The 24,765-nt window shown below is 61.8% G+C and carries 24 protein-coding genes and 9 tRNA genes; 15 read left to right on the forward strand and 18 right to left on the reverse strand.

The window, feature by feature from the left end; all coding sequences use genetic code 11:
- Positions 1-72 precede the first annotated feature (72 nt).
- The 10 genes from rpe to AB5Y93_RS01805 all read left to right on the forward strand — a co-directional run bounded on the left by rpe (position 73) and on the right by AB5Y93_RS01805 (position 9,111).
- Positions 73-747: a ribulose-phosphate 3-epimerase gene (gene rpe / locus AB5Y93_RS01760; protein ID WP_041212569.1), complete on the forward strand. Its 675-nt coding sequence runs from the start codon at positions 73-75 to the stop codon at positions 745-747.
- Complete coding sequence (locus AB5Y93_RS01765) at positions 734-1,399, forward strand: phosphoglycolate phosphatase (RefSeq protein WP_049636543.1); 666 nt, start codon at positions 734-736, stop codon at positions 1,397-1,399. Before rpe ends, AB5Y93_RS01765 begins: the two co-directional genes overlap by 14 nt.
- A 39-nt stretch (positions 1,400-1,438) precedes the next feature.
- A complete protein-coding gene (trpS, locus tag AB5Y93_RS01770; protein WP_010673830.1) occupies positions 1,439-2,443 on the forward strand; it encodes a tryptophan--tRNA ligase in 1,005 nt (334 codons plus the stop codon).
- A gap of 120 nt (positions 2,444-2,563) precedes the next feature.
- Complete coding sequence (locus tag AB5Y93_RS01775; protein ID WP_368228710.1) at positions 2,564-2,779, forward strand: hypothetical protein; 216 nt, start codon at positions 2,564-2,566, stop codon at positions 2,777-2,779.
- A gap of 321 nt (positions 2,780-3,100) precedes the next feature.
- Positions 3,101-3,682, forward strand: a complete 582-nt coding sequence (locus AB5Y93_RS01780; protein ID WP_214004433.1) for an aminodeoxychorismate synthase component II — start codon at positions 3,101-3,103, stop codon at positions 3,680-3,682.
- A 279-nt stretch (positions 3,683-3,961) separates the two neighbouring features.
- Entirely contained in the window at positions 3,962-5,179 is a 1,218-nt protein-coding gene (locus tag AB5Y93_RS01785; protein WP_039039586.1) for an aspartate aminotransferase family protein, read from the forward strand.
- 75 nt (positions 5,180-5,254) lie between these two features.
- On the forward strand, positions 5,255-6,274 hold the full coding sequence (gene astA / locus AB5Y93_RS01790) for an arginine N-succinyltransferase (RefSeq protein ID WP_039039587.1): 1,020 nt from the start codon (positions 5,255-5,257) through the stop codon (positions 6,272-6,274).
- Between the two features lie 67 nt (positions 6,275-6,341).
- Positions 6,342-7,811 (forward strand): succinylglutamate-semialdehyde dehydrogenase, encoded by a 1,470-nt coding sequence (gene astD / locus AB5Y93_RS01795; protein ID WP_368228711.1) that lies wholly within the window; start codon positions 6,342-6,344, stop codon positions 7,809-7,811.
- 69 nt (positions 7,812-7,880) lie between these two features.
- The gene (locus tag AB5Y93_RS01800; protein WP_202044043.1) at positions 7,881-8,678 is read left to right on the forward strand and encodes a DUF1338 domain-containing protein; all 798 of its coding nucleotides are present in this window, start codon (positions 7,881-7,883) and stop codon (positions 8,676-8,678) included.
- Positions 8,679-8,859: 181 nt separating this feature from the next.
- Positions 8,860-9,111 carry a hypothetical protein gene (locus AB5Y93_RS01805; protein WP_045525571.1) on the forward strand — a complete coding sequence of 84 codons (252 nt, stop codon included), beginning with the start codon at positions 8,860-8,862 and terminating at the stop codon, positions 9,109-9,111.
- A 39-nt stretch (positions 9,112-9,150) separates the two neighbouring features.
- On the opposite strand, the gene AB5Y93_RS01810 is transcribed toward AB5Y93_RS01805, so the two are convergent.
- Positions 9,151-9,777 carry an HAD family hydrolase gene (locus tag AB5Y93_RS01810; protein WP_368228712.1) on the reverse strand — a complete coding sequence of 209 codons (627 nt, stop codon included), beginning with the start codon at positions 9,775-9,777 and terminating at the stop codon, positions 9,151-9,153.
- A 164-nt stretch (positions 9,778-9,941) separates the two neighbouring features.
- Here AB5Y93_RS01810 and AB5Y93_RS01815 point away from each other — a divergent pair, with 164 nt between their 5' ends.
- The gene (locus AB5Y93_RS01815) at positions 9,942-11,306 is read left to right on the forward strand and encodes an MDR family MFS transporter (RefSeq protein WP_368228713.1); all 1,365 of its coding nucleotides are present in this window, start codon (positions 9,942-9,944) and stop codon (positions 11,304-11,306) included.
- A 104-nt stretch (positions 11,307-11,410) separates the two neighbouring features.
- Here the strand turns inward: AB5Y93_RS01815 and AB5Y93_RS01820 are convergent, their stop codons facing one another.
- From AB5Y93_RS01820 to yqfB, 3 genes are all read right to left on the reverse strand, one after another.
- Positions 11,411-11,797 (reverse strand): DUF1622 domain-containing protein, encoded by a 387-nt coding sequence (locus AB5Y93_RS01820; RefSeq protein ID WP_010673839.1) that lies wholly within the window; start codon positions 11,795-11,797, stop codon positions 11,411-11,413.
- Positions 11,798-11,858: 61 nt separating this feature from the next.
- Positions 11,859-12,779, reverse strand: a complete 921-nt coding sequence (locus AB5Y93_RS01825; protein ID WP_368228714.1) for an alpha/beta hydrolase — start codon at positions 12,777-12,779, stop codon at positions 11,859-11,861.
- An 87-nt stretch (positions 12,780-12,866) separates the two neighbouring features.
- Positions 12,867-13,199 (reverse strand): N(4)-acetylcytidine aminohydrolase, encoded by a 333-nt coding sequence (gene yqfB / locus AB5Y93_RS01830; RefSeq protein WP_041215617.1) that lies wholly within the window; start codon positions 13,197-13,199, stop codon positions 12,867-12,869.
- A gap of 270 nt (positions 13,200-13,469) precedes the next feature.
- Here yqfB and AB5Y93_RS01835 point away from each other — a divergent pair, with 270 nt between their 5' ends.
- Positions 13,470-15,302 (forward strand): SLC13 family permease, encoded by a 1,833-nt coding sequence (locus AB5Y93_RS01835; RefSeq protein ID WP_042878180.1) that lies wholly within the window; start codon positions 13,470-13,472, stop codon positions 15,300-15,302.
- Between the two features lie 262 nt (positions 15,303-15,564).
- Here AB5Y93_RS01835 and AB5Y93_RS01840 read toward each other — a convergent pair.
- From AB5Y93_RS01840 to lolB, 14 genes are all read right to left on the reverse strand, one after another.
- A tRNA-Leu gene (locus AB5Y93_RS01840) sits at positions 15,565-15,648 on the reverse strand.
- 8 nt (positions 15,649-15,656) lie between these two features.
- Positions 15,657-15,733: transfer RNA gene (locus AB5Y93_RS01845), tRNA-Met, on the reverse strand.
- A gap of 36 nt (positions 15,734-15,769) precedes the next feature.
- Positions 15,770-15,844: transfer RNA gene (locus AB5Y93_RS01850), tRNA-Gln, on the reverse strand.
- Positions 15,845-15,890: 46 nt separating this feature from the next.
- Positions 15,891-15,967 (reverse strand) — tRNA-Met (locus tag AB5Y93_RS01855).
- Positions 15,968-16,006: 39 nt separating this feature from the next.
- A tRNA-Gln gene (locus AB5Y93_RS01860) sits at positions 16,007-16,081 on the reverse strand.
- A 41-nt stretch (positions 16,082-16,122) separates the two neighbouring features.
- Positions 16,123-16,197, reverse strand: a tRNA-Gln gene (locus AB5Y93_RS01865).
- Positions 16,198-16,239: 42 nt separating this feature from the next.
- Positions 16,240-16,314, reverse strand: a tRNA-Gln gene (locus AB5Y93_RS01870).
- A gap of 8 nt (positions 16,315-16,322) precedes the next feature.
- A tRNA-Met gene (locus AB5Y93_RS01875) sits at positions 16,323-16,399 on the reverse strand.
- Between the two features lie 235 nt (positions 16,400-16,634).
- Positions 16,635-17,726 carry a redox-regulated ATPase YchF gene (gene ychF, locus AB5Y93_RS01880; protein WP_010673843.1) on the reverse strand — a complete coding sequence of 364 codons (1,092 nt, stop codon included), beginning with the start codon at positions 17,724-17,726 and terminating at the stop codon, positions 16,635-16,637.
- A gap of 131 nt (positions 17,727-17,857) precedes the next feature.
- The gene (pth, locus tag AB5Y93_RS01885) at positions 17,858-18,454 is read right to left on the reverse strand and encodes an aminoacyl-tRNA hydrolase (RefSeq protein WP_041215615.1); all 597 of its coding nucleotides are present in this window, start codon (positions 18,452-18,454) and stop codon (positions 17,858-17,860) included.
- Between the two features lie 248 nt (positions 18,455-18,702).
- Positions 18,703-19,650 carry a ribose-phosphate pyrophosphokinase gene (locus tag AB5Y93_RS01890; RefSeq protein WP_010673845.1) on the reverse strand — a complete coding sequence of 316 codons (948 nt, stop codon included), beginning with the start codon at positions 19,648-19,650 and terminating at the stop codon, positions 18,703-18,705.
- Between the two features lie 239 nt (positions 19,651-19,889).
- Positions 19,890-19,964, reverse strand: a tRNA-Gln gene (locus AB5Y93_RS01895).
- Complete coding sequence (gene ispE, locus AB5Y93_RS01900; protein WP_368228809.1) at positions 19,944-20,822, reverse strand: 4-(cytidine 5'-diphospho)-2-C-methyl-D-erythritol kinase; 879 nt, start codon at positions 20,820-20,822, stop codon at positions 19,944-19,946. The genes AB5Y93_RS01895 and ispE overlap by 21 nt, the downstream gene beginning before the upstream one ends.
- Complete coding sequence (lolB, locus tag AB5Y93_RS01905) at positions 20,822-21,400, reverse strand: lipoprotein insertase outer membrane protein LolB (RefSeq protein WP_039039599.1); 579 nt, start codon at positions 21,398-21,400, stop codon at positions 20,822-20,824. Before lolB ends, ispE begins: the two co-directional genes overlap by 1 nt.
- A 125-nt stretch (positions 21,401-21,525) precedes the next feature.
- Between lolB and hemA the strand changes: the two genes are divergently transcribed.
- From hemA to prmC, 3 genes are read left to right on the forward strand one after another with little or no spacing between them, the layout of a single operon-like run.
- A complete protein-coding gene (gene hemA, locus AB5Y93_RS01910; protein ID WP_041212583.1) occupies positions 21,526-22,785 on the forward strand; it encodes a glutamyl-tRNA reductase in 1,260 nt (419 codons plus the stop codon).
- Between the two features lie 50 nt (positions 22,786-22,835).
- Complete coding sequence (gene prfA / locus AB5Y93_RS01915; RefSeq protein ID WP_039039601.1) at positions 22,836-23,924, forward strand: peptide chain release factor 1; 1,089 nt, start codon at positions 22,836-22,838, stop codon at positions 23,922-23,924.
- Positions 23,924-24,757 carry a peptide chain release factor N(5)-glutamine methyltransferase gene (prmC, locus tag AB5Y93_RS01920; protein WP_368228715.1) on the forward strand — a complete coding sequence of 278 codons (834 nt, stop codon included), beginning with the start codon at positions 23,924-23,926 and terminating at the stop codon, positions 24,755-24,757. The genes prfA and prmC overlap by 1 nt, the downstream gene beginning before the upstream one ends.
- Positions 24,758-24,765 lie beyond the last annotated feature (8 nt).

Genomic DNA, 24,765 nt, shown 5'->3' on the forward strand with positions numbered 1-24,765 from the left:
GGGTCGTTTTCATCGCCCTTTTGCGATAAAATTGCGCCGTTTTTTCTGCCACGCTGCCAATGGATGACGCTGATGAAAGACTTTCTGATTGCCCCCTCTATCCTCTCCGCCGACTTTGCCCGTCTGGGTGAGGATGTGGCCAAGGTGCTGGCCGCCGGGGCCGACGTGGTCCATTTCGATGTGATGGACAACCATTATGTCCCCAACCTGACCATAGGCCCCATGGTCTGTCAGGCACTGCGCGATTACGGCATCGAAGCGCTCATCGACGTGCACCTGATGGTCAAGCCGGTGGATCGCATCGTGCCTGATTTTGCCAAGGCCGGTGCCAGCCTGATCACCTTCCACCCGGAAGCCTCCGATCACGTGGATCGCACCCTGGGCCTCATCAAGGAGCAGGGTTGCCAGGCCGGTCTGGTGCTGAACCCCGCGACCCCGCTCAGCTGCCTGGAGTACGTGATGGACAAGCTGGACGTGATCCTGCTGATGTCGGTCAACCCGGGCTTTGGCGGTCAGAGCTTCATCCCCGGCACCCTCGACAAGCTGCGTCAGGTGCGCCGCCTGATCGACGAGAGCGGCCGCGACATTCGCCTGGAAATCGATGGCGGCGTCAAGGTCGACAACATTCGCGAGATTGCCGAGGCGGGTGCCGACATGTTCGTGGCGGGCTCTGCCATCTTCGGCAAGCCGGATTACAAGGCGGTGATCGACCAGATGCGCGCGGAGCTTGCCCATGTCCGTCGCTGATCGCCCCTTTGACCTGGTGCTGTTCGATCTGGATGGCACGCTGATTGACAGCGCCCCGCAACTGGCGCTGGCGGTCAACCGTACCCTGGCGGAGCTGGGGTTGGCCGAGGCCGACGAGGCCGTGGTGCGTACCTGGGTCGGCAACGGCGCCGACAAGCTGATCCAGCGGGCTCTCGATTACCGCGACGCCCCGGAGCAGTTTGCCAAGGCCCGCCCCCTGTTCGACCGTCACTATCAGGCCTGTCTGCTGGAAGGCCTGGCCATGTATGACGGAGTGGCCCGGAGCCTGCGCCGTCTGCAGGGGCTGGGTTACCAGCAGGCCGTGGTGACCAACAAACCCAGTCACTTCGTGCAGCCCATTCTGGAGGCCCTCGGCATCAGCGACTGTTTCGCACTCTGGCTCGGGGGCAACTGCGTACCCGTCAAGAAACCGAGCCCGGAGCCGCTGTTGCACGCCTGCCACGAGCTGGGTGTCAGCCCGTCCCGCACCCTGATGGTGGGGGATTCCGAAAATGACGTGCTGGCCGCCCAGGCCGCCGGCATGAAGGTGGTGGGGCTCACCTATGGCTACAACTATGGCCGCCCTATCGCAGACTCCCGCCCCGACTGGGTTTGCGAGCAGTTTGCCGAACTCGACGCCCTGCTGGTCTGATCCAGACCGGGCTGGCGGATAACAAGGATTACTACTCTGATGACTAAACCAATCGTATTGAGCGGTGCCCAACCCTCGGGCCAGCTGACCATCGGCAACTACATGGGAGCCCTGCGTCAGTGGGTCAGCATGCAGGATGACTTCGACTGCCTCTATTGCATCGTCGATCTGCACGCCATCACCACCCGCCAGGATCCGGCCGCCTTGCGCAAGGCGTGCCTCGACGCAGCCGCCCTCTATCTGGCGGTGGGCATCGACCCGGCCAAGAGCACCGTCTTCATCCAGTCCCACGTGCCCCAGCACGCCGAGCTCGGCTGGATCCTGAACTGCTACACCCAGATGGGCGAGCTGTCGCGCATGACCCAGTTCAAGGACAAGTCCGCCCGTTTCGAGAACAACGTCAACGTCGGCCTGTTCGGTTATCCGGTGCTGATGGCAGCCGACATTCTGCTTTATCAGGCCAATCAGGTGCCGGTTGGCAATGACCAGAAGCAGCATCTGGAGCTGACCCGCGACATCTGCACCCGCTTCAACAACCTCTATGGCGAAGTCTTCACCCTGCCGGAACCCTTCATTCCGACCGAAGGGGCCCGGGTGATGAGCCTGCAGGACCCGACCAAGAAGATGTCCAAGTCCGACGACAACGAGGCCAACTTCATCGGCTTGCTGGAAGATCCCAAGCAGATCGTCAAGAAGATCAAGCGGGCGATGACCGACTCGGACGAGCCGGCCGTGGTGCGTTTTGATCCCGAAAACAAGCCGGGGGTCTCCAATCTGCTGACCCTGATGTCCGGTGTGACCGGCCGCTCCATCCCGGAGCTGGAGCAGCACTTCGAAGGCAAGATGTACGGCCACCTCAAGAGTGAAACGGCCGATGCCGTGGTCGCCTTGCTGGAACCCATCCAGGCGCGCTTCCGCGAGCTGCGTCAGGATGAGGCCCATCTGCAGGCCATTTTGGCGGCTGGCGCACAAAAGGCGCGTGAAAGGGCTGAAAAAACCCTGATCAGCGTATATGATGTCGTCGGCTTCGTTCCTCGAGCCTGACATACTGGGAAGGTGTAGTAGAAGAGAGCTGGGTGGATGCCTGGCTTTCTTTGTTTTACACCTTCCGGTTTGTCGCAACCTCCCCCAATGTCAAACACGGGCTTTGCCCCAAGAGAAAGCATGTCTGTCGAATCACAAACCCTGAGTGAAGAGTTGGGTGACAAGGGTCACTGGCTGCGCAAGTTTCGCAAGGCCAAGAGCCTCAATACCTTGCAGTTGATGGTCTCCAACGCCATCGACAAGCACCACAAGACCACGGCCATCGCGGCTGCCATCTATCTGGCCGAGTGCCAGCGGGAACGGGAACTTGAACAGGGCCGTTATCTGGACCGCTGAGGTCCGTTGCCAGCCCTTGCCAAGGTGACTCCTTCCCATCTGCCTGTCACGTCCTGTGCCCTTTTCCCGGTCGCCTCCCGTCTCTTTTACCTTGCCATCCTGACATGGAGCGGCTGATGCTGCCCGGTCGGGGACAGGCCCACCGCCGGGTGGGGTCGACAGGCCCGGATCGCCATTGAAGAGCGGACAGACTGCACAGCAGGTGAGGTGATCGCCGGTTTATTAACGCAAAGAGACATGCCAGAATGCGCGGCGTTTGTCTGCCCGCGCTCGCAACGGGTTGTCCGATCACCGTCTCTGTCTTATTCCCAGGGTTTTTGCATGCTGCTACTCATCGACAACTACGACTCCTTTACCTGGAACCTGGTGCAATACTTCGGCGCTCTGGGGCAAGAGGTGGTGGTCAGGCGCAACGATGAGCTGAGCCTGGAGGAGATAGCCCGGCTTTCACCTCGCCATCTGGTGATCTCTCCCGGCCCCTGCACGCCAAACGAGGCGGGCATCTCTTTGGCCGCCATCTCCCGTTTTGCCGGCGAGATCCCCATCCTCGGCGTCTGTCTCGGCCATCAGTCCCTGGCACAGGCCTTTGGTGCCCGGGTGGTGCGTGCCCGTCAGGTGATGCACGGCAAGACATCTCTCATCCGTCACAAAGGGGAGGGGGTGTTCAAGGGGCTCAACAACCCGCTGCGGGTGACCCGCTATCATTCTCTGGTGGTGGAGGCGGCGTCGCTGCCCGACTGTTTCGAGGTCACCGCCTGGAGCGAACATGCCGACGGCAGCCAGGACGAGATCATGGGGCTGCGGCATAAAACACTGGCGCTGGAGGGAGTGCAGTTCCATCCGGAAAGCATCTTGAGCGAACAGGGGCACCAGTTGCTGGCCAACTTTTTGGCCGTTCCCTGAAAAAAATTGCGATGTCTGTCTCAAAACCGTCATGAGGCAAAAAAAAATTTCCCTGAGACTTTATTCACCCTCCTCCCTGTCCAAATTATCTCTTGCCAACACCCCCTGAGCCGTTATGCAATGCGGTTGCCTAAAATCTCAAAGGCAATCGAACATTGTTCCTTATAGGCGGTTAAGTTACAGACTTTTTACTTTTTTTCTGTGATAATTCCGCCACGTTTACACGGATTTAACTTTTGGGCGGTGGATTATTCTGCCGCGAGATAGCAGGAGAGCAATATGTCAGAGTTGTTGGCAGTGACACGTGAAGTGTTTGATGAAGTGATGGTTCCCAACTATGCGCCGGCCAAAATCATCCCGGTGCGCGGCGAGGGGTCACGTGTCTGGGATCAGGAAGGCCGCGAGTATGTGGATTTCGCGGGCGGGATCGCGGTCAATGGCCTGGGCCATTGCCATCCCAAACTGGTCGAGGCCCTGAAATCCCAGGGTGAGAAGCTGTGGCACCTCTCCAACGTGATGACCAACGAGCCGGCCCTGCGCCTGGCCAAGAAACTGGTCGCCGCCACCTTCGCCGAGAAGGTCTATTTCTGCAACTCCGGCGCCGAAGCGAACGAAGCGGCCCTCAAGCTGGCCCGCCGCTACGCCATCGAGAAGTTCGGGGCCCACAAGACCCAGATCATCGCCTTCCACCAGGGCTTCCACGGCCGTACCTTCTTTACCGTCAGCGTCGGCGGCCAGGCTGCCTACTCCGATGGCTTCGGTCCCAAGCCTGCCGACATCACCCACGTCGCCTACAACAATCTGGAGGAGCTGGCTGCCGTCATCTCCGACAACACCTGCGCCGTGGTGATGGAGCCGCTGCAGGGAGAGGGTGGCATCATCAGCCCCACCGACGAGTTTGCCAAGGGTGTGCGCGAGTTGTGCGACAAGCACAACGCCCTGCTGGTTTATGACGAGGTGCAATCCGGTGTCGGTCGTACCGGCGAGCTGTTTGCCTATATGGGTCTGGGCATCACCCCGGACATCCTCACCAGCGCCAAGGCGCTGGGCGGCGGCTTCCCCATCGGGGCCATGCTGACCACTACCGAGATCGCCTCCCACCTGAAAGTGGGCACTCACGGCTCCACCTACGGCGGCAACCCGCTGGCGTGTGCCGTGGCCGAGGCGGTGATCGACGTGGTCAACACCCCGGCAGTGCTGAGCGGCATCAAGCAGCGCGAGCAGCTGTTCCGCGAAGGGCTGGAAGCCATCAACGCCAAGTACCACTGCTTCAGCGAAGTGCGCGGCAAGGGCCTGCTGCTGGGCGCCGTGCTCAACGATGACTTCAAGGGCCGCTCTCGCGACTTCCTGCTCGCCTCCATCGATCAGGGCCTGATGGCGCTGGTTGCCGGTACCAACGTGGTGCGTTTTGCCCCCTCCCTGGTGATCCCGGAAGCAGACATCAAGGAAGGGCTGGCACGGTTCGAGAAAGCGGTCGCTCAGGTGGTCAACGCCTGATCCAAATTGAGGTGGGGAGCCCTCCCGGCAGGAGCCGGGACCCCACCTGTCGTCAATGAAAGGGAGTTGTCATTTATGTTGGTTATCCGTCCTATCGAGCAGCGCGACTTCGCCGGCCTCAAGACCTGTGCCATCGAATCCGGCACCGGCATGACATCCTTGCCGGTCAACGACGAGCTGCTGCAACGCAAGATCGATGCCTCGACCCAGACCTTCCTGGACAAGCCCGCCGGCAAGGGCGAGTGCCTCTATTTCTTCGTGGCCGAGGATCTGGAGACCGGGGAGATGGTCGGTACCTGCGCCATCGACGCGGCGGTCGGCCTGTCCCAGGCGTTCTACAACTATCACATCGGCAAGGTGGTGCACTCCTCCCCCAAGCTCGGCATCTACAATGTCGTGGAAACCCTCACCCTCTCCAACGACTACACCGGCAATTCCGAGCTCTGCACCCTGTTTCTGCGTGAATGCGCCCGCGAGGGGCTCAACGGCCGTCTGCTCTCCAAGCACCGTTTCCTGTTCATGGCCGAACACCCCGAGCTGTTTGACAGTACCGTCTTTGCCGAGATGCGTGGTGTCTCCGATGGCAACGGCCACAGCCCCTTCTACGAGTGGCTGCAAAAACATTTCTTCTCGATGGATTTTCCCACCGTCGACTATCTGACCGGCATCGGCAAGAAGCGCTTCATCGCCGAGCTGATGCCCAAGTACCCCATCTACGTCAATCTGCTTAGCAACGAGGCGCGCGCCGTCATCGGCAAGACCCACGAAAAGACCCGGCCTGCCCTCAAGATGCTGCAGGATGAGGGGTTCGTGAATCGCGGTTATGTCGACATCTTCGACGCCGGCCCCACCGTCGAATGCGAGGTGAAGAACATTCGCAGCGTGCGCCGCAGCCAGAAGCTGGCGGTGCTGGTGGGTGAGCCCATCGGTGGCCATACCTACCTCATCTGCAACACCAGGTTCGAGCAATACCGCGCCTGCTACGGCAACATCCGGGTCGATCTGGACAAGCACGAAGCCATCATTCCGCCCAAGATGGCGGCCGCCCTCAAGGTGGAAAATGGCGACATGGTGCGCGTCGTCGATCTGGATTGACCCGCCCCGCAGCACAGCATTGAGACAGGCTGCCGAGGCGGCCTGCGTACCCACAGGGAGTGAATTGATGATGTCTTTAGTCCAGTTTATCGATGGCCAGTGGCTGGCCGGTGAAGGCAAGCCGTTCGAATCCATCGACCCGGCCAAAAACGAGCTGATCTGGCGTGGTGAGGCGGCAAGCCAGTCCCAGGTAGATGCGGCCGTCAAGGCGGCCCGCACGGCCTTCTACCATTGGTCCGATCTGGCCCTTGAAGAGCGCCTTGCCATCGTGCGCCGCTATGCCGACCTGCTCGGCGAGCACAAGGAGGCGCTGGCCCTGACCATCGCCCGTGAAACCGGCAAGCCCCTGTGGGAGACCCGCACCGAAGTGGCGGCCATGCAGGGCAAGATTGCCATCTCCATCCGTGCCCATGAGGAGCGTACCGGCACGGTGGAAAACCCCATGCCGGGCGCCAAGGCGTTCGTGCGCCACAAGCCCCATGGTGTCGTGGCCGTGTTCGGCCCCTACAACTTCCCGGGCCACCTGCCCAACGGCCACATTGTGCCAGCGCTCATCGCCGGCAATGCGGTCGTGTTCAAGCCTTCCGAGCTGACCCCCATGGTGGCTGAAGCCATGGTCAAGGTGTGGCAGGAGGCGGGGCTGCCCAAGGGGGTGCTCAGCCTGGTGCAGGGGGAGGTCGACACCGGCAAGGCGCTGGCCGGCAACCCGGACATCGACGGCCTCTTCTTCACCGGCTCCTCCCGTACCGGCCACTTCCTGCATAAGCAGTTTGCCGGCCAGCCGGGCAAGATCCTGGCACTGGAGATGGGTGGCAACAACCCGTTGATCGTGAAAGATGTGAGCGACATCGACGGCGCCGTCCATGCCATCGTGCAGTCCGCCTTCATTACCTCCGGCCAGCGCTGCACCTGCTCGCGCCGTCTGTTTGTCGAGCGCGGCGAGCGGGGCGATGCCCTGGTCAAGCGGCTGGTGGAGGTGGTCGGTCAGATCAGGGTCGGCCTCTATGACGCCGCCGAGCAGCCGTTCATGGGCGCCATGATCAGCGAGAAGGCCGCACTCGGCATGGTCGAGGCGCAAGCCAACCTGCAGCGCCTCGGTGGCGAAAGCCTGCTTGCCCTCAAGCACCTGGAAGCGGGCACCGGCTTTGTCTCCCCGGGCATCATCGACGTGACCGCGGTCAGCGCGCTGCCGGATGAAGAGTACTTCGGCCCGCTGCTGCAGCTCATTCGCTACGACGACTTCGATGCGGCCATCGAGAAGGCGAACGCCACCAGTTTCGGTCTCTCGGCCGGCCTGCTCGGTGACAACGAAGCGGACTGGAACCACTTCTTCAAGCGCATCCGTGCCGGTATCGTCAACTGGAACAAGCCCATCACCGGCGCCTCCAGTGCCGCCCCCTTCGGCGGCATCGGTGCCTCCGGCAACCACAGAGCGAGCGCCTACTACGCCGCCGACTACTGTGCTTACCCGGTCGCCTCCGTCGAAGACAGCAAGGCTGCTATGCCGGATCAGCTGTCTCCCGGTCTGACCTTCTGATAACAAGAAAATGAAAGAGGGGCACTGAACAGGTGCCCCTGTCTGTACCCGCAATCAAAGGAAAGAGAGATGCAAAAGGATATCGACACCCTGTTTGGCCATCTGTGGGACAACTACATTCAGGTCACCCCCAGTGCTCACAAGGTTCATCAACTGCTGGGCGGCGGTGCCCCCATCATCAACGATCACGTGGCGTTTCGGACCTACAACCTGCCCAAGCTCGGTCTCGAGAAACTGGCGGCCCATTTCCGTACCCTGGGGTACGAAGAGAAGGGCGAGTATGTGTTCAAGGCCAAGAAGCTCTATGCCAAACACTTCGAGCATAAAGATCCTGATGCGCCCAAGGTGTTCATCAGCGAGCTGAAGGTGGAAGAGCTCTCCGAAGGTGCCCAGGCCATCATCCACAAGCTGGTGGATCAGGTACCCGATCACCTCACCGACACCCCGGCCTTCCTCTACGCCGGCGCGCCCTGGCAGGTCTCTCACACCGACTACCAGACCCTGTTGGCAGAGAGCGAGTATGCCGCCTGGATGGCCGCCTGGGGTTATCGTGCCAACCACTTCACCGTCAACATCAACCGCCTGAAGGACTTCGACACCATCCAGCAGGTGAATGCGGCGCTCAAGGCGGCAGGCTTCGTGCTCAACACCGTTGGCGGCGAGGTGAAGGGCGATCCCGAGGTGATGCTGGAGCAATCCTCCACCATGGCAGACAAGGCCGAGGTGCCCTTCAGCGACGGCGTGCGCACTATCCCGAGCTGCTTCTACGAGTTTGCCCTGCGCTACCCGCAGGCAGACGGCGTGCTCTACCCTGGCTTCGTCGAAGCGTCGGCCGACAAGATCTTCGAATCCACCAACGCCATGTAATGGCCGCCATGAAAACAACGCCCCGCCTGGGGCGTTTTTTTATGGATTTACGCCGACCTGACACCCTCTTTACCTCCCCTTGACCCATCAGTTCGCGGCGATTCGCTAGCATGATGCCGCCCGCTGCCGTGGGCCATCGCCGCACCGTGCCGGTGTATGCCACCCGTTTTGGAGTCATACCATGAAGATTGTTCTGCCTTTGCTGTTTTCCCTCACTACTCTGACCGCCGCAGCGGGCGATCAGGGCAGCCGTACCCCGCCCAAGCCTCCGCACGAGCTGTCGGCCGAGATGAAAGCGGCGTTTGAGAGCTGCAGGGAGCATGGCAAACCGGGGGAGTCGGAATTTGACAACTGCATGTCAGATCTGGGATTTGAGCGGCCGGACGGCCCGGTACCGGCAGGTGGGAAGGAGGGGGAGAATGAGGCCGAGTAAGCTGGTGCGGGCCTGTCGGTTAGGATGTGCCCGCACCGCTCACACCCGTTGCAGCGTCCCTTCGGTGGCCAGCAAGGTGGTCATGCCGGCGGCCTTGCCCGCCTGAATGCCTATCCGGGTGTCTTCAAACACCAGGCAGTTGGCCGGGTTGGCGCCGAGCTGTTCGGCCACTTTCAGGAAGGTTTCCGGGTGGGGCTTGTGATTGACCACATCATCGGCACTCACCAGCACGGAGATGAAGGCATCGAGCCCGGTCTGACGCAGGATGTGCGCCGCATGTTCCCGGGTTGAGCCGGTGCCTATGCCCATGGGCACCTTGCCGTGGTACTGCCTGACCAGCTCCCACATGGCGGGAAACACCCGGACGTCGTCGATCCGTGCCAGGTAGAGGGCCACCTTGCGCCGGGCAAAGGCTTCCACGTCGATGGTCATCCCGTGCTGCTCTGCCAGCATGGTCACTATCTTGCGGGTGGGGATGCCGCCGTACTCGTTGAGCTGTGCCCGATCAAACGGCAGGCCGAACTCGGCACTGGTGATTTCCCAGGCATCCAGGTGCAGAGGCATGGAGTCCACCAGGGTGCCATCCATGTCGAAGATCAGGGCGTCGTACTCGTCGAATCGGGGCTGTTCACTCTGGTGATGATCGCAGGGGGATGACTGGGGCATGGGGGGCGTCCTCTTCGGCAAAGACTCACCCTAGCAGATCCGGCTTGCAGATGTCGCGACCTTCATCATGGTAGGCAGTGGTTTTGACCATCGGCTAATGATTTATGAGACAATAATGTGCCTTGCACCCCCTGTGCCGATATCTCACATGAGCGAGCTTGCCTATGTCCCCCAAAACCGTCTTCTCGAGCGTGGCCCTGGTGATCGCCCTGGGCTCACTGGAAAAGAGCATCGTCACCACCCCCTTGCCCATCATAGGGGTTGAGCTGAACGCCGGTGCCGCCCTCACCTGGGTCGTGACCGCCTATCTGCTGGCGGCCACTGCGGCCCTGCCCATCTATGGCAAGTTGAGCGACATGTTCGGCCGAGTACGCATGCTCAACATCGGTATCGGCCTGTTTCTGGCGGGATCAGTGGCCTGCGCCCTGGCCCAGGATCTGCCAACCCTGCTGGCCGCCCGCGTGCTGCAAGGGTTGGGGGGCGGTGGGCTGATCGCACTCGCCTTTACCGTGATCGCCGACTGTATTCCGCCACGGGAGGTGGGCAAGTATCAGGGGTATATCTCGGCGGTCTATGCGGTCTCCAGCATCGCAGGCCCGCTGCTCGGTGGCTATTTTACCGAGCAGCTCAGCTGGCGCTGGATCTTCTGGATCAATCTGCCGCTCGGTGCCATCGCCCTCTGGCTGGTGAACCGCAATCTGGGTCACCTCAATGTGCGCCGCTACAGCCGCTTCGACTGGAAGGGAGCGGCACTGCTCATCACGGTCACCACCCTCACCCTGTTGCTGCTCTCGCCGGAGGCGGCCTTGCCCGCCGTCTGGCTCGCGGCTGCGCTGGGGGCGGCCTTGTTGCTGCTCGTCCTGGCTGAGCGACGGGCCCACGATCCCATACTGCCGGCCCACCTGGTGCACCTGCCGGGTTATCTGGTGAGCGTGCTGCTGGCGCTGGCCTCGCAGCTGCTGATGTTTGCCGTGCTGGTCTACCTGCCGTTGCAGATGCAGTGGCAAAAGGGGATGAGCGCCAGTGACAGTGGCGAGATCATGGTGATCTTCATGGTCTGCATCACGGCGGGGGCCTTCGTCGGCGGCAAGCTCATCGGTCGCACCGGTCACTACAAGCGTTTCGTGGTGGCAGGTTTTACCCTGGCAGCGCTGGCCCTGTGGCAGATCCACTTCGACCTCTGGGCCAGACTGGGACTGGCGTTTGCCGGTATCGGCCTTGGTCTGGTGCTGCCGGCGCTGTCGGTGGTGGTGCAAAATGCCCTGCGGCGGGAAGATCGCGGCATCGGCATGTCCCTGTTCAACTTCGGCCGGGAGCTGGGCGGGGCGGTCGGTGTCGCCATCTGCGCCGTGTTGTTCCATGCCGCCCTGCCGGCGGGCAGCAGCCCCAATCTGGCCAGCCTGAGCCCGGCCGAACTGGCACCCGGTTTCAGCGCCACCTATATCGGCATGGCGCTGATCGCCACCGCCGCCCTGCTGGTCACCTTGCTGGCATTGAAGCGCCACGAGCTGGCCAGCAAGCACGCCTGATGGTTGCTATCGGATACAAAGAGGGCTCCCCGCGGGGAGCCCTCTTCATGGGATCAGGCCGGTGCCTTTCCTTCCGTGTCGTGGCCTTGTGCCACTCAGCCCGCTCATCGGGCGTCGGGGCGGGAAGGTGACCTGACAGGCTCGGGTTGCTGGCGCTCGGCCTGGGCATCGAGTTCCTTGCCGAGGAAGTAGTTCAGGAAGGTGCGGATGACCGCGATGATGGCGAGGCGCACCAGCTCCTCCTTGCTGGGGGCCACCGTGGTGGCAAGGATGTCGGCGGCGAGCTGGAACTCCAGCGCCAGGATGAGCCAGCTGCCGAAGCAGAGGCGGATACGGGGAAAGCCGGGCTCGTGATCCCGCACTCTGGCCGCCAGCCAGAGGGTCTTGCCAAGGCCGATGACCACGCAGGCGATGGAGATGATCTCCAGCAGCAGCTGGAACAGCTCCACCCCGTGCATCATGCCCTCTTTCAGGCTCGCTATCTCGAACACTCGGGTTACCTCCCTGATTCAAAAGAGACACTTTTAACACGGCATGGGGGCCGGTTCCAACTCAGAGTCTTCTGAGCATCATGGCTATCTGGTCGATGAGCTGACGAGCGGCAGGGCTGATGGCCGCCAGTTGGAAGTAGCCGTGGATGACGCCATGCTGCCGCTGGCAAGTGGCATCGACGCCAGCCTGCACCAGCTTGCCATACAGGGCTTCCCCTTCGTCGCGCAGCGGATCATATTCCGCCGTGACGATATGGGTCGGCGGTAATCCTGACAGGGCGGGATGGTGGAGCGGGCTGGCTTCGGGATGGCTGGGGGTCAGGCTGCCCAGGTAGGCGTGAAAACCGCTTGCGAGCATGTCCCGGGTGATGAGGTAGTCGTCACCGAGATCGCGGTAGCTTTGGCTCTCGCAGAGGGCATCCAGCATGGGATAGAGAAGCAGCAGAGCCTTGGGCAAGGGGGCGTTGGCAGCCTTGAGCCGCAAGGTGGTGATCAGGGCGAGATGACCCCCTGCGCTGTCGCCGGCAATGGCGAGACGTGCCGGATCCCCATGCCATTTCTCCACCTCGGCCATGATGGCCCGCGTGGCGGCCAGCGCATCGTCGTGAGCTGCAGGATAGGTGTGTTCCGGGGCGAGGCGGGTGTGTACGGCGAAGATCAGGGCACTGGCCCGGTTGCACAGCATCCGCATCTGGCGATCGTGGGTCTCGAAATCCCCGCTGACAAAACAGCCGCCGTGAAAATAGATCAGCACCGGATACGCGGGGTCCGGTTTGTCTGCGGGCCGGTAGCTGCGGATGGCGTGGTGATCGGCCTGCCACTCTTCGATGGCGCCCACCTCTTCCCGCTCACCGCCCAACAGGGCAGAGGCTAGGTAGCCGTCACGGCGCGCCTGCCAGCTCAGCTGGCTCGCCTTGGGACGACCTGCGGCGATGAAGTCTGCCACCATGGCTGCGATGGCCGGTTCGAGTTGTTTTTCCATAAGACACCAATGACTGTATATAAAAACAGTTATTGTGCGCTTTTGGCCCGTGAGCGCAACCGGCGTTAGCTGAGGCAGCTCACAAAATCAGGCTTCAATCAGCACGAATTCAATCACATAGAGGGGCGGCAGTGCGGGGTAGATATCGCGGATCACATCTTTAAGCTCGGGGAGGGTCATGTTCTCCTGACGGGCGTGCTCGTCGCTCAGCGCCTCGAAAGCGACCGCCTTGACCGAGATGACCTCAATGGTGCCAAAAGGCTGGTGTTCCGGGTTGGTGAACAGGGCCAGGCGCTGGCCGGGCTGCCAGTTTGCCTCGCTCTCGTCGCGGATGGTGATGGTCTTTCGGCCAGCCTGGATGTCGGCGACAAAGCGGCTGAAGAAGGTGAATGCCGGGTAGGCCGGAGTGTGCTGGGTCATGTCGTCTCCGAAGGGCAAGGAGTGAGAGGGCGGCTCAGGCCGTGGTGGGCCCATTTTAGGAGGGGCGGGGGGAGCGTGCAGCACTTTTTACCCCGACATGTGAAGGGCGACCGACTGCGTTCACGGACCGGTAAAATGGCCGCAACTGAACCTGAATGTGAGATGATGCGGCCTCCTCTTTCTTGATATGTAACAAATCAGGGGGACGGGCTCTGTGGTCTGATGGCGTCCGAGGCCGGCCGTGGTTGACGTTGAACAAAAGGAGCAAGTGTGAATTCCGAGTTGATCTGGGTGCTCAGCATGCTGGTGGGTGCCATTCTCCTGTTTATTACCAACAAGGTACGCATGGACGTGGTCGCCTTGTTGATCATCATCCTGTTCGTGTTGAGCGGCACCCTGACCCTGCCGCAGGCGCTGGCAGGATTCAGTGATCCCAACGTCATTCTGATTGCCGCCCTGTTCGTGGTGGGGGAGGGGCTGGTGCGTACCGGCATCGCCTATCAGGTGGGAGATGCCCTGGTGAAGGTGGCCGGCAGCAGCGAAACCCGCATGCTGGTGCTGCTGATGGTGGCGGTGGCGACCCTGGGGGCCGTGATGAGTTCGACCGGGGTGGTGGCCATCTTCATCCCCGTGGTGCTGAGCGTGGCGAACCGGATGGGGATCCCGGCGGGCAGACTGATGATGCCGCTCGGCTTTGCCGGCCTTATCAGCGGCATGATGACGCTGGTGGCAACCCCTCCCAACATGGTGGTGAACAGTGAACTGATGCGCCACGACATCCAGGGGTTCGGCTTCTTCGGCTTCACCCCCATGGGGGTCATCATTCTGGGGATGGGGATCCTCTACATGCTGCTGATGCGCACCTCCTTGGTGCGTGAAGGAGAGGAGGGCAAGGGCAAGCAGATGGGACGCAGCACCATGCGGGATCTCATCCGTGACTACCGGCTGGCGGGGCGCGCACGCCGACTGGCGATCCGGCCCGACTCCCCCTTGATCGGCCAGACCCTCGACGAGCTGCAATTGCGTGCCCGCTTCGGGGCCAACGTCATCGGGATGGAGCGCTGGCGCAAGTTCAGGCGGGTGATGGTCAGTGTCACCGGGGTGACCGAGTTCCAGGCCAAGGACGTGCTGCTCATCGACATGTCGGATCCCGAGGTGGATGTGCGGGAGTTTTGCAGCGAGGCGCGGCTAGAACCCATGATATTGCGCGGCGAATACTTCTCCGATCAGGCGCGGGAGGTGGGCATGGCGGAGGTCTCCCTCATCCCCGGCTCCCGGCTGCTCGGCAAGAGCATCCGCGAGGTGACCTTCCGTTCCCGTTACGGCCTGAGCGTGGTGGGGATCCGCCGGGATGGAGAGGCGCTGACCGGCAAGCTGGTGGACGAGGCGCTGCAGATGGGGGATACCCTGCTGGTGGTGGGGAACTGGAGCCTCATTCGTCAGTTGCAGACCCATCATCGCGATTTTCTGCTGCTGGGCCTGCCTGCGGAAGTGGACGAGATGGCGCCGGCTCGCAGCCAGGCCATTCACGCCCTGATTGCCCTCGGGGTCATGATAGTACTGATGGTGACGGATCCCGTGCCCAACGTGATCGCGGCGCTCATCGCCTGCCTGCTGATGGGCAAGTTCCGCTGCATCGATCTGGAGAGTGCCTACAAGTCCATCCACTGGCCGACCCTGATCCTCATCGTGGGCATGCTGCCCTTTGCCCTTGCATTGCAGCAGACCGGCGGGGTGGATCTCATCGTCGGAGCGCTCATCTCGGCAGTGGGGGAGATGGGCCCCAGGGTGATGCTGGCCAGCCTCTTCGCGCTCTGTGCCGTCATCGGGCTCTTCATCTCCAACACGGCGACGGCGGTGCTGATGGCGCCCATCGCGCTGGGGACGGCCCATCAGATGGGGGTGTCGCCTTATCCCTTTGCCATGACCATCGCCATCGCCGCCTCGGCAGCCTTCATGACGCCGGTCTCGTCGCCGGTCAACACCCTGGTGCTGGGCCCGGGCAACTACAAGTTCATGGACTTCGTGCGCATCGGCGTGCCCTTCACCTTGCTGGTGATGGTGGTGAGCGTCATCGCCATCCCCTGGTTCTTCCCGTTCTGACGACAGCAAACGATATGGCGGCCTGCGGGTCGCCTTTTTATTGCCCGCAGTGCTCTGCGAGATGAAAAGGGTGGCATCACGCCGGAGCAGGGCATCACGCCGGAGCAGGGCATTGCGCCGTCGCAGAGGAGAGCACAAGGCGCAGCTGTTGAGACCTGAGGTGGCGTTGCAGGCGCGCGATGGCGTGGAGAGGGGAAGAAGAGCGGCAAACGCCGGATACAAAAAAACCAGCCTAAGCTGGTCTGTTTGGTACTGCTTTCGATGGTGCGGAAGGAGAGACTCGAACTCTCACGCCTAGGGCGCCAGAACCTAAATCTGGTGCGTCTACCAATTTCGCCACTTCCGCAAGAATAATGGTGGCTATGACGGGATTCGAACCTGTGACCCCCGCATTATGAGTGCGATGCTCTAACCAACTGAGCTACATAGCCGTCTTGTGCACGACTTGCGTCGAATACAAGCAAAAATGGCTGGGGCACTAGGATTCGAACCTAGGTATGGCGAGATCAAAACCCGCTGCCTTACCGCTTGGCGATGCCCCAACAGTGTTCTTTGCAATCGTATGATTGAAGGAACGTTTTTCAAACATGGTGGCTATGACGGGATTCGAACCTGTGACCCCCGCATTATGAGTGCGATGCTCTAACCAACTGAGCTACATAGCCGTTTGTTGTCAACCACATAGGTGGAAGAGAACATAAAAATGGCTGGGGTACTAGGATTCGAACCTAGGGATGGCGAGATCAAAACCCGCTGCCTTACCGCTTGGCGATACCCCAACAGCGATGCCTGACAGAGACTATCAAACATCATTCAAAAATGGCTGGGGTACTAGGATTCGAACCTAGGGATGGCGAGATCAAAACCCGCTGCCTTACCGCTTGGCGATACCCCAACGACGATGCCTGACAGAGACCATCAAACATCATTCAAAAAATGGCTGGGGTACTAGGATTCGAACCTAGGGATGGCGAGATCAAAACCCGCTGCCTTACCGCTTGGCGATACCCCAACTAGAAATGGTGGCTATGACGGGATTCGAACCTGTGACCCCCGCATTATGAGTGCGATGCTCTAACCAACTGAGCTACATAGCCAACCGTGCTACCAGTGAGTCGTTGCCTCGTCACTGTGCGGCCGGAATTATGCGTATCTGGCTCTGGGGCGTCAACCCTTTTTTTGTTTGAAAAAACGAATTTGGGTGCGTTTGGCGAGTTATTGGCCGCTGTCGTGCAAAAGCCCAACAATCTGGCTTTTTTTACGACATTCGCACCCAGATCGCGCCTCTGGCCAGATAAAAAAGAGGCCAGCAAATGCTGGCCTCTCATGGGGTTAGACGTTGAACAGGAAGTTCATGATATCGCCATCCTTGACGATGTAGTCTTTCCCTTCCGCGCGCATCTTGCCTGCTTCCTTGGCGCCTTGCTCACCCTTGTAGGTGATAAAATCGTCGAAGGCGATGGTCTGGGCGCGAATAAAGCCTTTTTCGAAGTCGGTGTGGATCTTGCCAGCGGCCTGCGGGGCGGTGGCACCTACGGGAATGGTCCAGGCGCGCACTTCTTTCACACCGGCGGTGAAGTAGGTCTGCAACTTGAGCAGCTCGTATCCGGAGCGGATCACCCGGTTCAGGCCCGGCTCCTCGATGCCCAGATCCGCCATGAACTCGGCGCGGTCTTCGTCGTCCAGCTCGGCGATGTCCGCCTCGATGGCGCAGCAGACGACCACGACAACGGCGTTCTCGGCGGCGGCTATCTCACGGACCTGATCCAGGTAGGGGTTGTTCTCGAAGCCATCTTCCGCCACGTTGGCGATGTACATGGTGGGTTTGAGGGTCAGGAAGTTGAGGTGGCTGACGGCGTCCAGCTCATCCTTGTCCAGCTTCATGCCGCGGATCATCTGGCCGTTTTCCAGGGCAACCTTGATCTTCTCCAGCACTTCCACTTCCAGCTTGGCATCCTTGTCGCCGCCCTTGGCACGCTTGGACTGGCGATTGATGGCGCGCTCGCAGGCATCCAGGTCGGAGAGGGCCAGCTCGGTGTTGATCACCTCGATGTCGTCGGCCGGGGAGACCTTGCCCGCTACGTGGACGATGTTCTCGTCCTCGAAGCAGCGCACTACGTGACCGATGGCTTCGGTTTCACGGATGTTAGCCAGGAACTGGTTGCCAAGGCCTTCGCCCTTGGAGGCACCGGCCACCAGGCCAGCGATGTCCACGAACTCCATGGTGGTCGGCACGACACGCTGCGGATTGATGATGGCCGCCAGCTGGTCGAGGCGGGGATCCGGCATGGGGACCACACCCGTGTTCGGCTCAATGGTGCAGAACGGGAAGTTGGCGGCTTCGATGCCGGCCTTGGTCAGCGCATTGAACAGGGTGGATTTGCCTACATTGGGCAGGCCCACGATACCGCATTTAAAACCCATGGATTGTTACCTTGTTGATGGATGCTTCAAGGGGCCGCGCGGGCGGCCCGTGTCGTGTTGCTTGACCCCGAGGCGAGGGATCTCGCCAGGGGCCGGTCATCTTGAACTGCCTGGCGATGCAGGCTGAAGGCCTAGACTTTCTCGGCCTTGAAACTGTGCAGGCGATTCATGGCCTTGGTCATGTCCTGCTTGAACAGGATGTCGGTGGCGCGCAGGGATTCGTCCAGCGCGGCCTCGATCAGACTCTGCTCACTGCTGGGCGCCTTGGTCAGCACGAAGCCGGCGACCAGCTCCTTGGCGCCCGGATGGCCGATGCCAAGGCGCAGCCGGAAGAAGTTATTGTTGTTGCCCATCCTGGCGATGATGTCCTTGAGGCCGTTATGGCCGCCGTGACCGCCCCCTTGCTTGAACTTGGCGATGCCGGGAGGCAGATCCAGCTCGTCGTGGGCCACCAGGATCTCTTCCGGGGCGATCTGGTAGAAGCGCGCGAGCGCCGCCACGGCCTTGCCGGAGAGATTCATGTAGGTGTTCGGGATGAGCAGCCGCACATCCTGCCCGTCCACCAGGAAGCGGGCGGTGTGGCCGAAGAACTTGGGCTCTTCGCGCAGGCTGACATTGTGCCAGCGTGCCAGTTGCTCCACATACCAGGCGCCCGCATTGTGGCGGGTCTTGGCATATTCGGGGCCGGGATTACCCAGCCCGACAATCAGTTTGATTTGACTTGTCACGCTTGATGTCTTCACTCGCTACTTGCCATGGGCGGATGACCCGGGGCAATGGGACGCAATATTCTAGCCGCCGAGTGGCGATCACTCAACCAAAGTGCGGCAAGGTCGGGGAAAAGCCGGACAGAAGGGCTCGGGTGGGGTGGCTCGTCCGAGGTTTTCGTCTCTTGCCGAGTGGAGGCTGGCGGCTGGCGCCAGGCACCCAAAAAACAAAAACCGCCATTCGGCGGTTTTTGTCACAACAGGGTCTATCAATGCTCGAACATGGCAGAGATGGACTCTTCGTTGCTGATGCGGCGAATCGCTTCGGCCAGCACGGAGGAGAGGGTCAGCTGCTTGACCTTGCCGACTGCCTTCATCTCCGGGGTGAGCGGGATTGAGTCGGTGATGATCAGCTCGTCGATGACCGAATTCTTGATGTTTTCAACGGCGGTGCCGGAGAAGACAGGGTGGGTCGCATAGGCGAACACGCGCTTGGCACCACGCTCTTTCAGCGCTTCGGCCGCTTTGCACAGGGTGCCGCCGGTGTCGATCATGTCGTCGACGATGACGCAGTCACGACCAGCCACGTCGCCGATCAGGTGCATTACCTGGGAGACGTTCGGACGGGGACGACGCTTGTCGATGATGGCGATGTCGGTGTCGTCCAGCAGCTTGGCGATGGCACGGGCACGGACCACGCCGCCGATGTCCGGTGACACGACCACGGGGGATTCGAGGTTCTTGGCCTTCATGTCTTCCAGCAGCACCGGGCTGCCGAACACGTTGTCGACGGGGACGTCGAAGAAGCCCTGGATCTGCTCGGCATGCAGGTCAACGGTCAGCACACGGTCCACACCCACGCTGGAGAGGAAGTCGGCGACGACCTTGGCGGTGATGGGCACACGGGCGGAGCGGACGCGGCGGTCCTGACGGGCATAACCAAAGTAGGGGATAACGGCAGTGATACGGCCAGCTGAAGCACGACGCAGTGCATCCACCATGACGATCAATTCCATCAAATTGTCGTTGGTCGGGGCACAGGTGGATTGAATGATGAAGATATCGCCACCGCGTACATTCTCGTTGATCTGTACGCTGATCTCGCCGTCGCTAAAGCGACCTACGGCAGCATTGCCGAGTTTGATAAACAGGCGATCTGCGATCTTCTGGGCTAGTTCCGGCGTTGCGTTACCAGCAAACAGCTTCATGTCAGGCACGGTTTGAAACCTCGGGGTTGCATCCAGTATGTGGGGAGTCTGATTTTAGACCCGTATCGTTTGGGGGCAAACGATTTAGCAAGATGACGGACAAGGTCTCTGGGCGATGTCGAGGATGGCGTCTCATCACCCGCAGGGTGGGTGGACGGGAATCCACCTTGAGCGCCATCGCGTCAGATTGGCCCAAGACACATCGACGAGGTCAACACCTCCCGATACGGCCTCAACAAGGAGAGAGTTGGCTGGGGTACTAGGATTCGAACCTAGGAATGGCGAGATCAAAACCCGCTGCCTTACCGCTTGGCGATACCCCAATCACTCACTTGTTGCAAAGTGACGAAGAGTGGTGATATGTTCTCGCCCTTGGCGACAAACCCATCCCAGCCTTCCGGCACTCTTGCCAACACCTTCCGAGCAGCCATTTCGTCTTCAAATCGAGCAAAGACGCAGGCGCCAGTGCCCGTCATTCTTGACGGCGCGTATTCTAGCAACCAGCCGAGCGCATTGGCAACCTCGGGGTGGCGCTTTTTCACCAGCAGCTCGCAATCGTTTTTCCACTCTCCTGCCAGCAGATTGTCCAGGGTCATCTTGGGGGTGTTGCGGGGCAGGTCGGGATCCTGGAACACGGCGGCGGTGGCCACATGGCAATCTGGCTTGAGTACCAGGTACCAGGCATCCGGCACCTCGATCTGTTGCAACCGCTCCCCCACGCCTTCGGCGAAGGCGGCCTTGCCCCGCACGAACACCGGCACGTCGGCGCCCAGCTGCACGCCGAGCTCGGCCAGCTCGTCTTCACTCAAGCCGGCTTGCCAGAGGTGGTTCAAGGCAACGAGGGTGGTGGCCGCGTCCGACGAGCCGCCCCCGATGCCACCGCCCATGGGCAGTACCTTCTCCAGCCGGATATGGGCTCCCTGCGGACTGGCCAACCGGCTCTGCAACAGTCGCGCAGCCCGGATGATGAGGTTCTGTTCATCGGGCACGCCGGGAATGGCCGGGCTCAAGGTGAGCTGGTCGCTGCTGGGGATCGGCTCGAATTCGAGCCAGTCGCCGTGGTTGAGAAAGATGAAGAGGGTCTGCAGTTCGTGGTAGCCATCGGGGCGGCGGCCGTTGACGTGCAGGAAGAGGTTGAGCTTGGCCGGGGCGGGCCAGCGGATCGGCGCCTGGTCGTGCATCATGGTGCCAGGGTCCACTCGTTGATCTGCAGCTTGAGACGGCTCTCCTGCCCGGTCATGGTGAGCAGGTGGGGCAGGCGATAGCCGTCCTGATCCCGATAGTCCCCGTAGACGATCTGCCACTGGCCGTCGCGCACGCTGGCGAGGCTGGCATCGGGGTTGAGCTCGAATTCGGCCTGCCCCGGCAATCCCTTGATCCACTCAGGCAGCCCGGCCACCGGAATGTGCCAGCCGGTGAGCTGATAGACCAGGAGCTCGGCATCCTGGCTCTGGTGCTGTTTTCCGTCGTTGTCGAGCAGAGTCACCTCGCCGCCGGTGCGGGAGAGTTCCAGAATATGGGTGCCGATGAGGCTGGTGAGGTTGAGGCGATAGTCGTCGCCGTTTTGCTGCCAGTTGAGGCGGGCGCTGCCCTTCTGGCGGGCGGTGATGATGGCCATCTTGCCCGACAACTGCCAGTGTGTGAGGCGTTCGAGGCGGGCGCGCTCCTGCTGCCAGTTGACCTGATCCCGCTGGGGTTGGGTGGTGGTACAGCCCGCCAGCACCAGCAGGCAGGCGAGGGAGAAGATACGCAACAACAAGGTGGAGCTCCGCAGATGAGGTTTGCGACAGTATAAGGGGCGGCCGTATTGCTTTTAAAGACTTACCCTTTCTCGTACAATTGTCGGCCTCTACACCCTGTGCATGAAACGATCATCACCCACCCATGAGTCTGCTTGCCCTCGGAATCAACCACAACACCGCCAGTGTCGCCTTGCGGGAGCGGGTCGCCTTTGGCCCGGACCGCATCGATCGCGCCCTGCGTGAGCTGGTGGAGCAGCCTGGCGTCAGCGAGGCGGTGATCGTCTCCACCTGCAACCGCACCGAGCTCTATTGCAGCCTAGAGCAGGGGCAGGGGGAGCAGGTGCTGAACTGGTTGCAGCGGTTCCACGCGCTGGAGGCGAGCGAGGTGCTCTCCGCCATCTACCGGCACCAGGACGAGGAAGCGGTGCGACACCTGATGCGGGTGGCCTGCGGCCTCGACTCCCTGGTGCTCGGGGAGCCGCAGATCCTGGGGCAGATCAAGCAATCCTACGCCCACGCCCAGCAGGCGGATGCGGTGAAAGGATCCCTGGAGCGCCTGTTCCAGAAATCCTTCTCGGTGGCCAAACGGGTGCGCACTGACACCGAGATTGGCGCCAGCGCGGTGTCGGTGGCCTTCGCCGCCGTGAGCCTGGCCCGCCGTATCTTCTCCGATCTCTCCCAGACCAAGGTGCTGCTGGTGGGCGCCGGCGAAACCATCGAACTGGTGGCCCGCCATCTGCGCGAGCAGAGCGTGACCCGGATGATGGTGGCGAACCGGACCCTGCAACGGGCCCAGTTGCTGGCAGAGGAGTTCGGTGCCCAGGTCATGACCCTGGAGGAGATCCCGGACTACCTGCACGAGGCGGACATCGTCATCAGCTCCACGGCAAGCCCCCTGCCCATCATCGGCAAGGGCATGGTGGAGCGGGCGCTCAAGGCGCGTCGCTTCAAGCCCATGTTCCTGGTGGATATCGCCGTGCCCCGCGACATCGAAGCCGAGGTGGACGAGCTCTCCGATGCCTATCTCTACACGGTGGACGATCTGCAGGGCATCATCGAGCAGAACCTGGAGACCCGCAAGCGGGCGGCCGCCGAGGCGGAACTCATCGTGCAGGAAGAGCGCGACGAGTTCATGGGTTGGTATCGCAGCCAGCACTCGGTGGATCTCATTCGCGATTATCGCCATCAGTCACAGCAGGTCGCCGACGAAGAGTTGCAGCGGGCCTTGCTGGCCCTGCAACAGGGTGAAAATGCCGAGCAGGCGCTCAAGGCCATGGCTCATCGCCTCACCAACAAGCTGATCCACGCACCGACCCAGGCCCTGCGCCAGGCTGCCGCTCAGGGGGACAGCCACAAGCTGGCCCAACTGCGTCAGGTGCTGGGATTGTCACAAGAATCATAGTGTTGGGACGGCCCTTTGCCGTCCCGTCCTCCATCGAGAATCCAAGAGTCATGAACCCCTCATTGATCAGAAAGCTGGAAGGCCTCATCGAGCGCCATGAAGAAGTACAGGCCCTGCTCGGGGAGCCCGGGGTCGCCTCGGATCAGGACAGATACCGCGCCCTGACCCGGGAATACGCCCAGCTGGAAGATATCGTTCACGCCTTCCAGCGTTTCCGCCAGGCCGAAGAGAACCTCGACACCACCCGGCTGATGCTGGAGGAAGAGGATGCCGAGCTGCGGGAGATGGCGCAGGAGGAACTGCCGCTCGCCAAGGCGACCTTCGAGGAGCAGGAGCAGGCGCTTCAGGTGATGCTGTTGCCGCGCGACCCCAAGGATGACAACAACTGCTATCTGGAGATCCGTGCCGGTGCCGGTGGCGACGAGGCGGCCATTTTCGCGGGGGATCTGTTCCGCATGTACTCCCGCTACGCCGAGCGTCAGGGGTGGCGTGTCTCCATCGTCAGCTGCAATGACGGCGAACACGGTGGCTACAAGGAGGTGATCGCCAAGGTGGATGGTGAGCACGTCTACGGCCGCCTCAAGTTCGAGTCCGGCGGCCACCGGGTGCAGCGAGTCCCCGAGACCGAATCCCAGGGCCGGGTGCACACCTCCGCCTGTACTGTGGCCGTGCTGCCCGAAGTGCCGGAAGCCGAGCAGGTGGAGATCAACCCCTCCGAGCTGAAGATCGACACCTTCCGCGCTTCCGGTGCCGGCGGCCAGCACGTCAACAAGACCGACTCCGCCATCCGCATCACCCACCTGCCCACCGGGCTGGTGGTGGAGTGCCAGGACGAGCGCTCCCAGCACAAGAACCGCGCCAAGGCGATGTCGGTGCTCTCCGCTCGCCTGCAGGCGGCCGAGGACGAACGCCACCGCGCCGCCGAGCAGAGTACCCGCCGCAACCTGGTGGGCTCCGGGGATCGCTCCGAGCGCATCCGCACCTACAACTATCCCCAGGGGCGTCTCTCCGAGCACCGGATCAACCTCACCCTCTATCGTCTGGGCGACATCCTGGAAGGGGATCTGGACTGCGTGATCACCCCCCTGGTGCAGGAGTATCAGGCGGATCAGCTCGCCTCCCTGGCCGAGAGCAACTGATGCAGATCCAGCAGGCCCGCGCCCATATCATGGCGACCCTGGCCTCCGGGGAATCCCCCCGTGCCGACGCCGATGCCCTGCTCTGTCATCTGCTGGATTGCCGGCGCAGCTATCTGATGACCTGGCCGGAGCACGAGCTCGATGCCGCCCAGCAGGCGACCCTGGCGGGCTGGCTTGCCCGTCGCCTCAATGGTGAGCCCATTGCCCACCTCATCGGCGAGCGGGAGTTCTGGTCGCTGCCGCTGAAAGTGAGCCCGGCCACCCTGATCCCGCGCCCGGATACCGAGGTGCTGGTGGAACAGGCGCTGGCCCGCCTGCCGGGTGGCCCCTGCGCCCTGCTGGATCTGGGCACGGGCACCGGTGCCATCGCCCTTGCGCTCAAGTCTGAGCGACCGGATGCCGATGTATGGGCGGTGGACAGGATGCCGGCCGCGGCCGCGTTGGCCCGCACCAACAGCGCAGCCCTGGGGTTGCCCATCGAGGTGCGCGACGGCAGCTGGTTTGCGCCGCTGTCGGATGCACCGCGCTTTGCGATGATCGTCTCCAACCCGCCCTATATCGACGGGACGGACCCCCATCTTCACGAGGGGGACGTGCGCTTCGAGCCGCGCTCCGCCCTGGTGGCGGAGGAGCAGGGGCTGGCGGATATCCACCTCATCGTCACCCAGGCGCCCGCCCATCTGGTGCCAGGTGGCTGGCTGTTGCTGGAACACGGCTGGGATCAGGGGGAGGCGGTGCGTCAACTCCTGCTGCAACAAGGCTACGTCCAGGTGGAAACCGTGCGCGATTACGGCGATAACGAGCGGGTGACCCTGGGGCGCCTGGCTCAGTGATATGACGG

This window comes from Aeromonas sp. R10-1 (assembly GCF_040908465.1).
GTDB lineage: Bacteria > Pseudomonadota > Gammaproteobacteria > Enterobacterales > Aeromonadaceae > Aeromonas > Aeromonas caviae.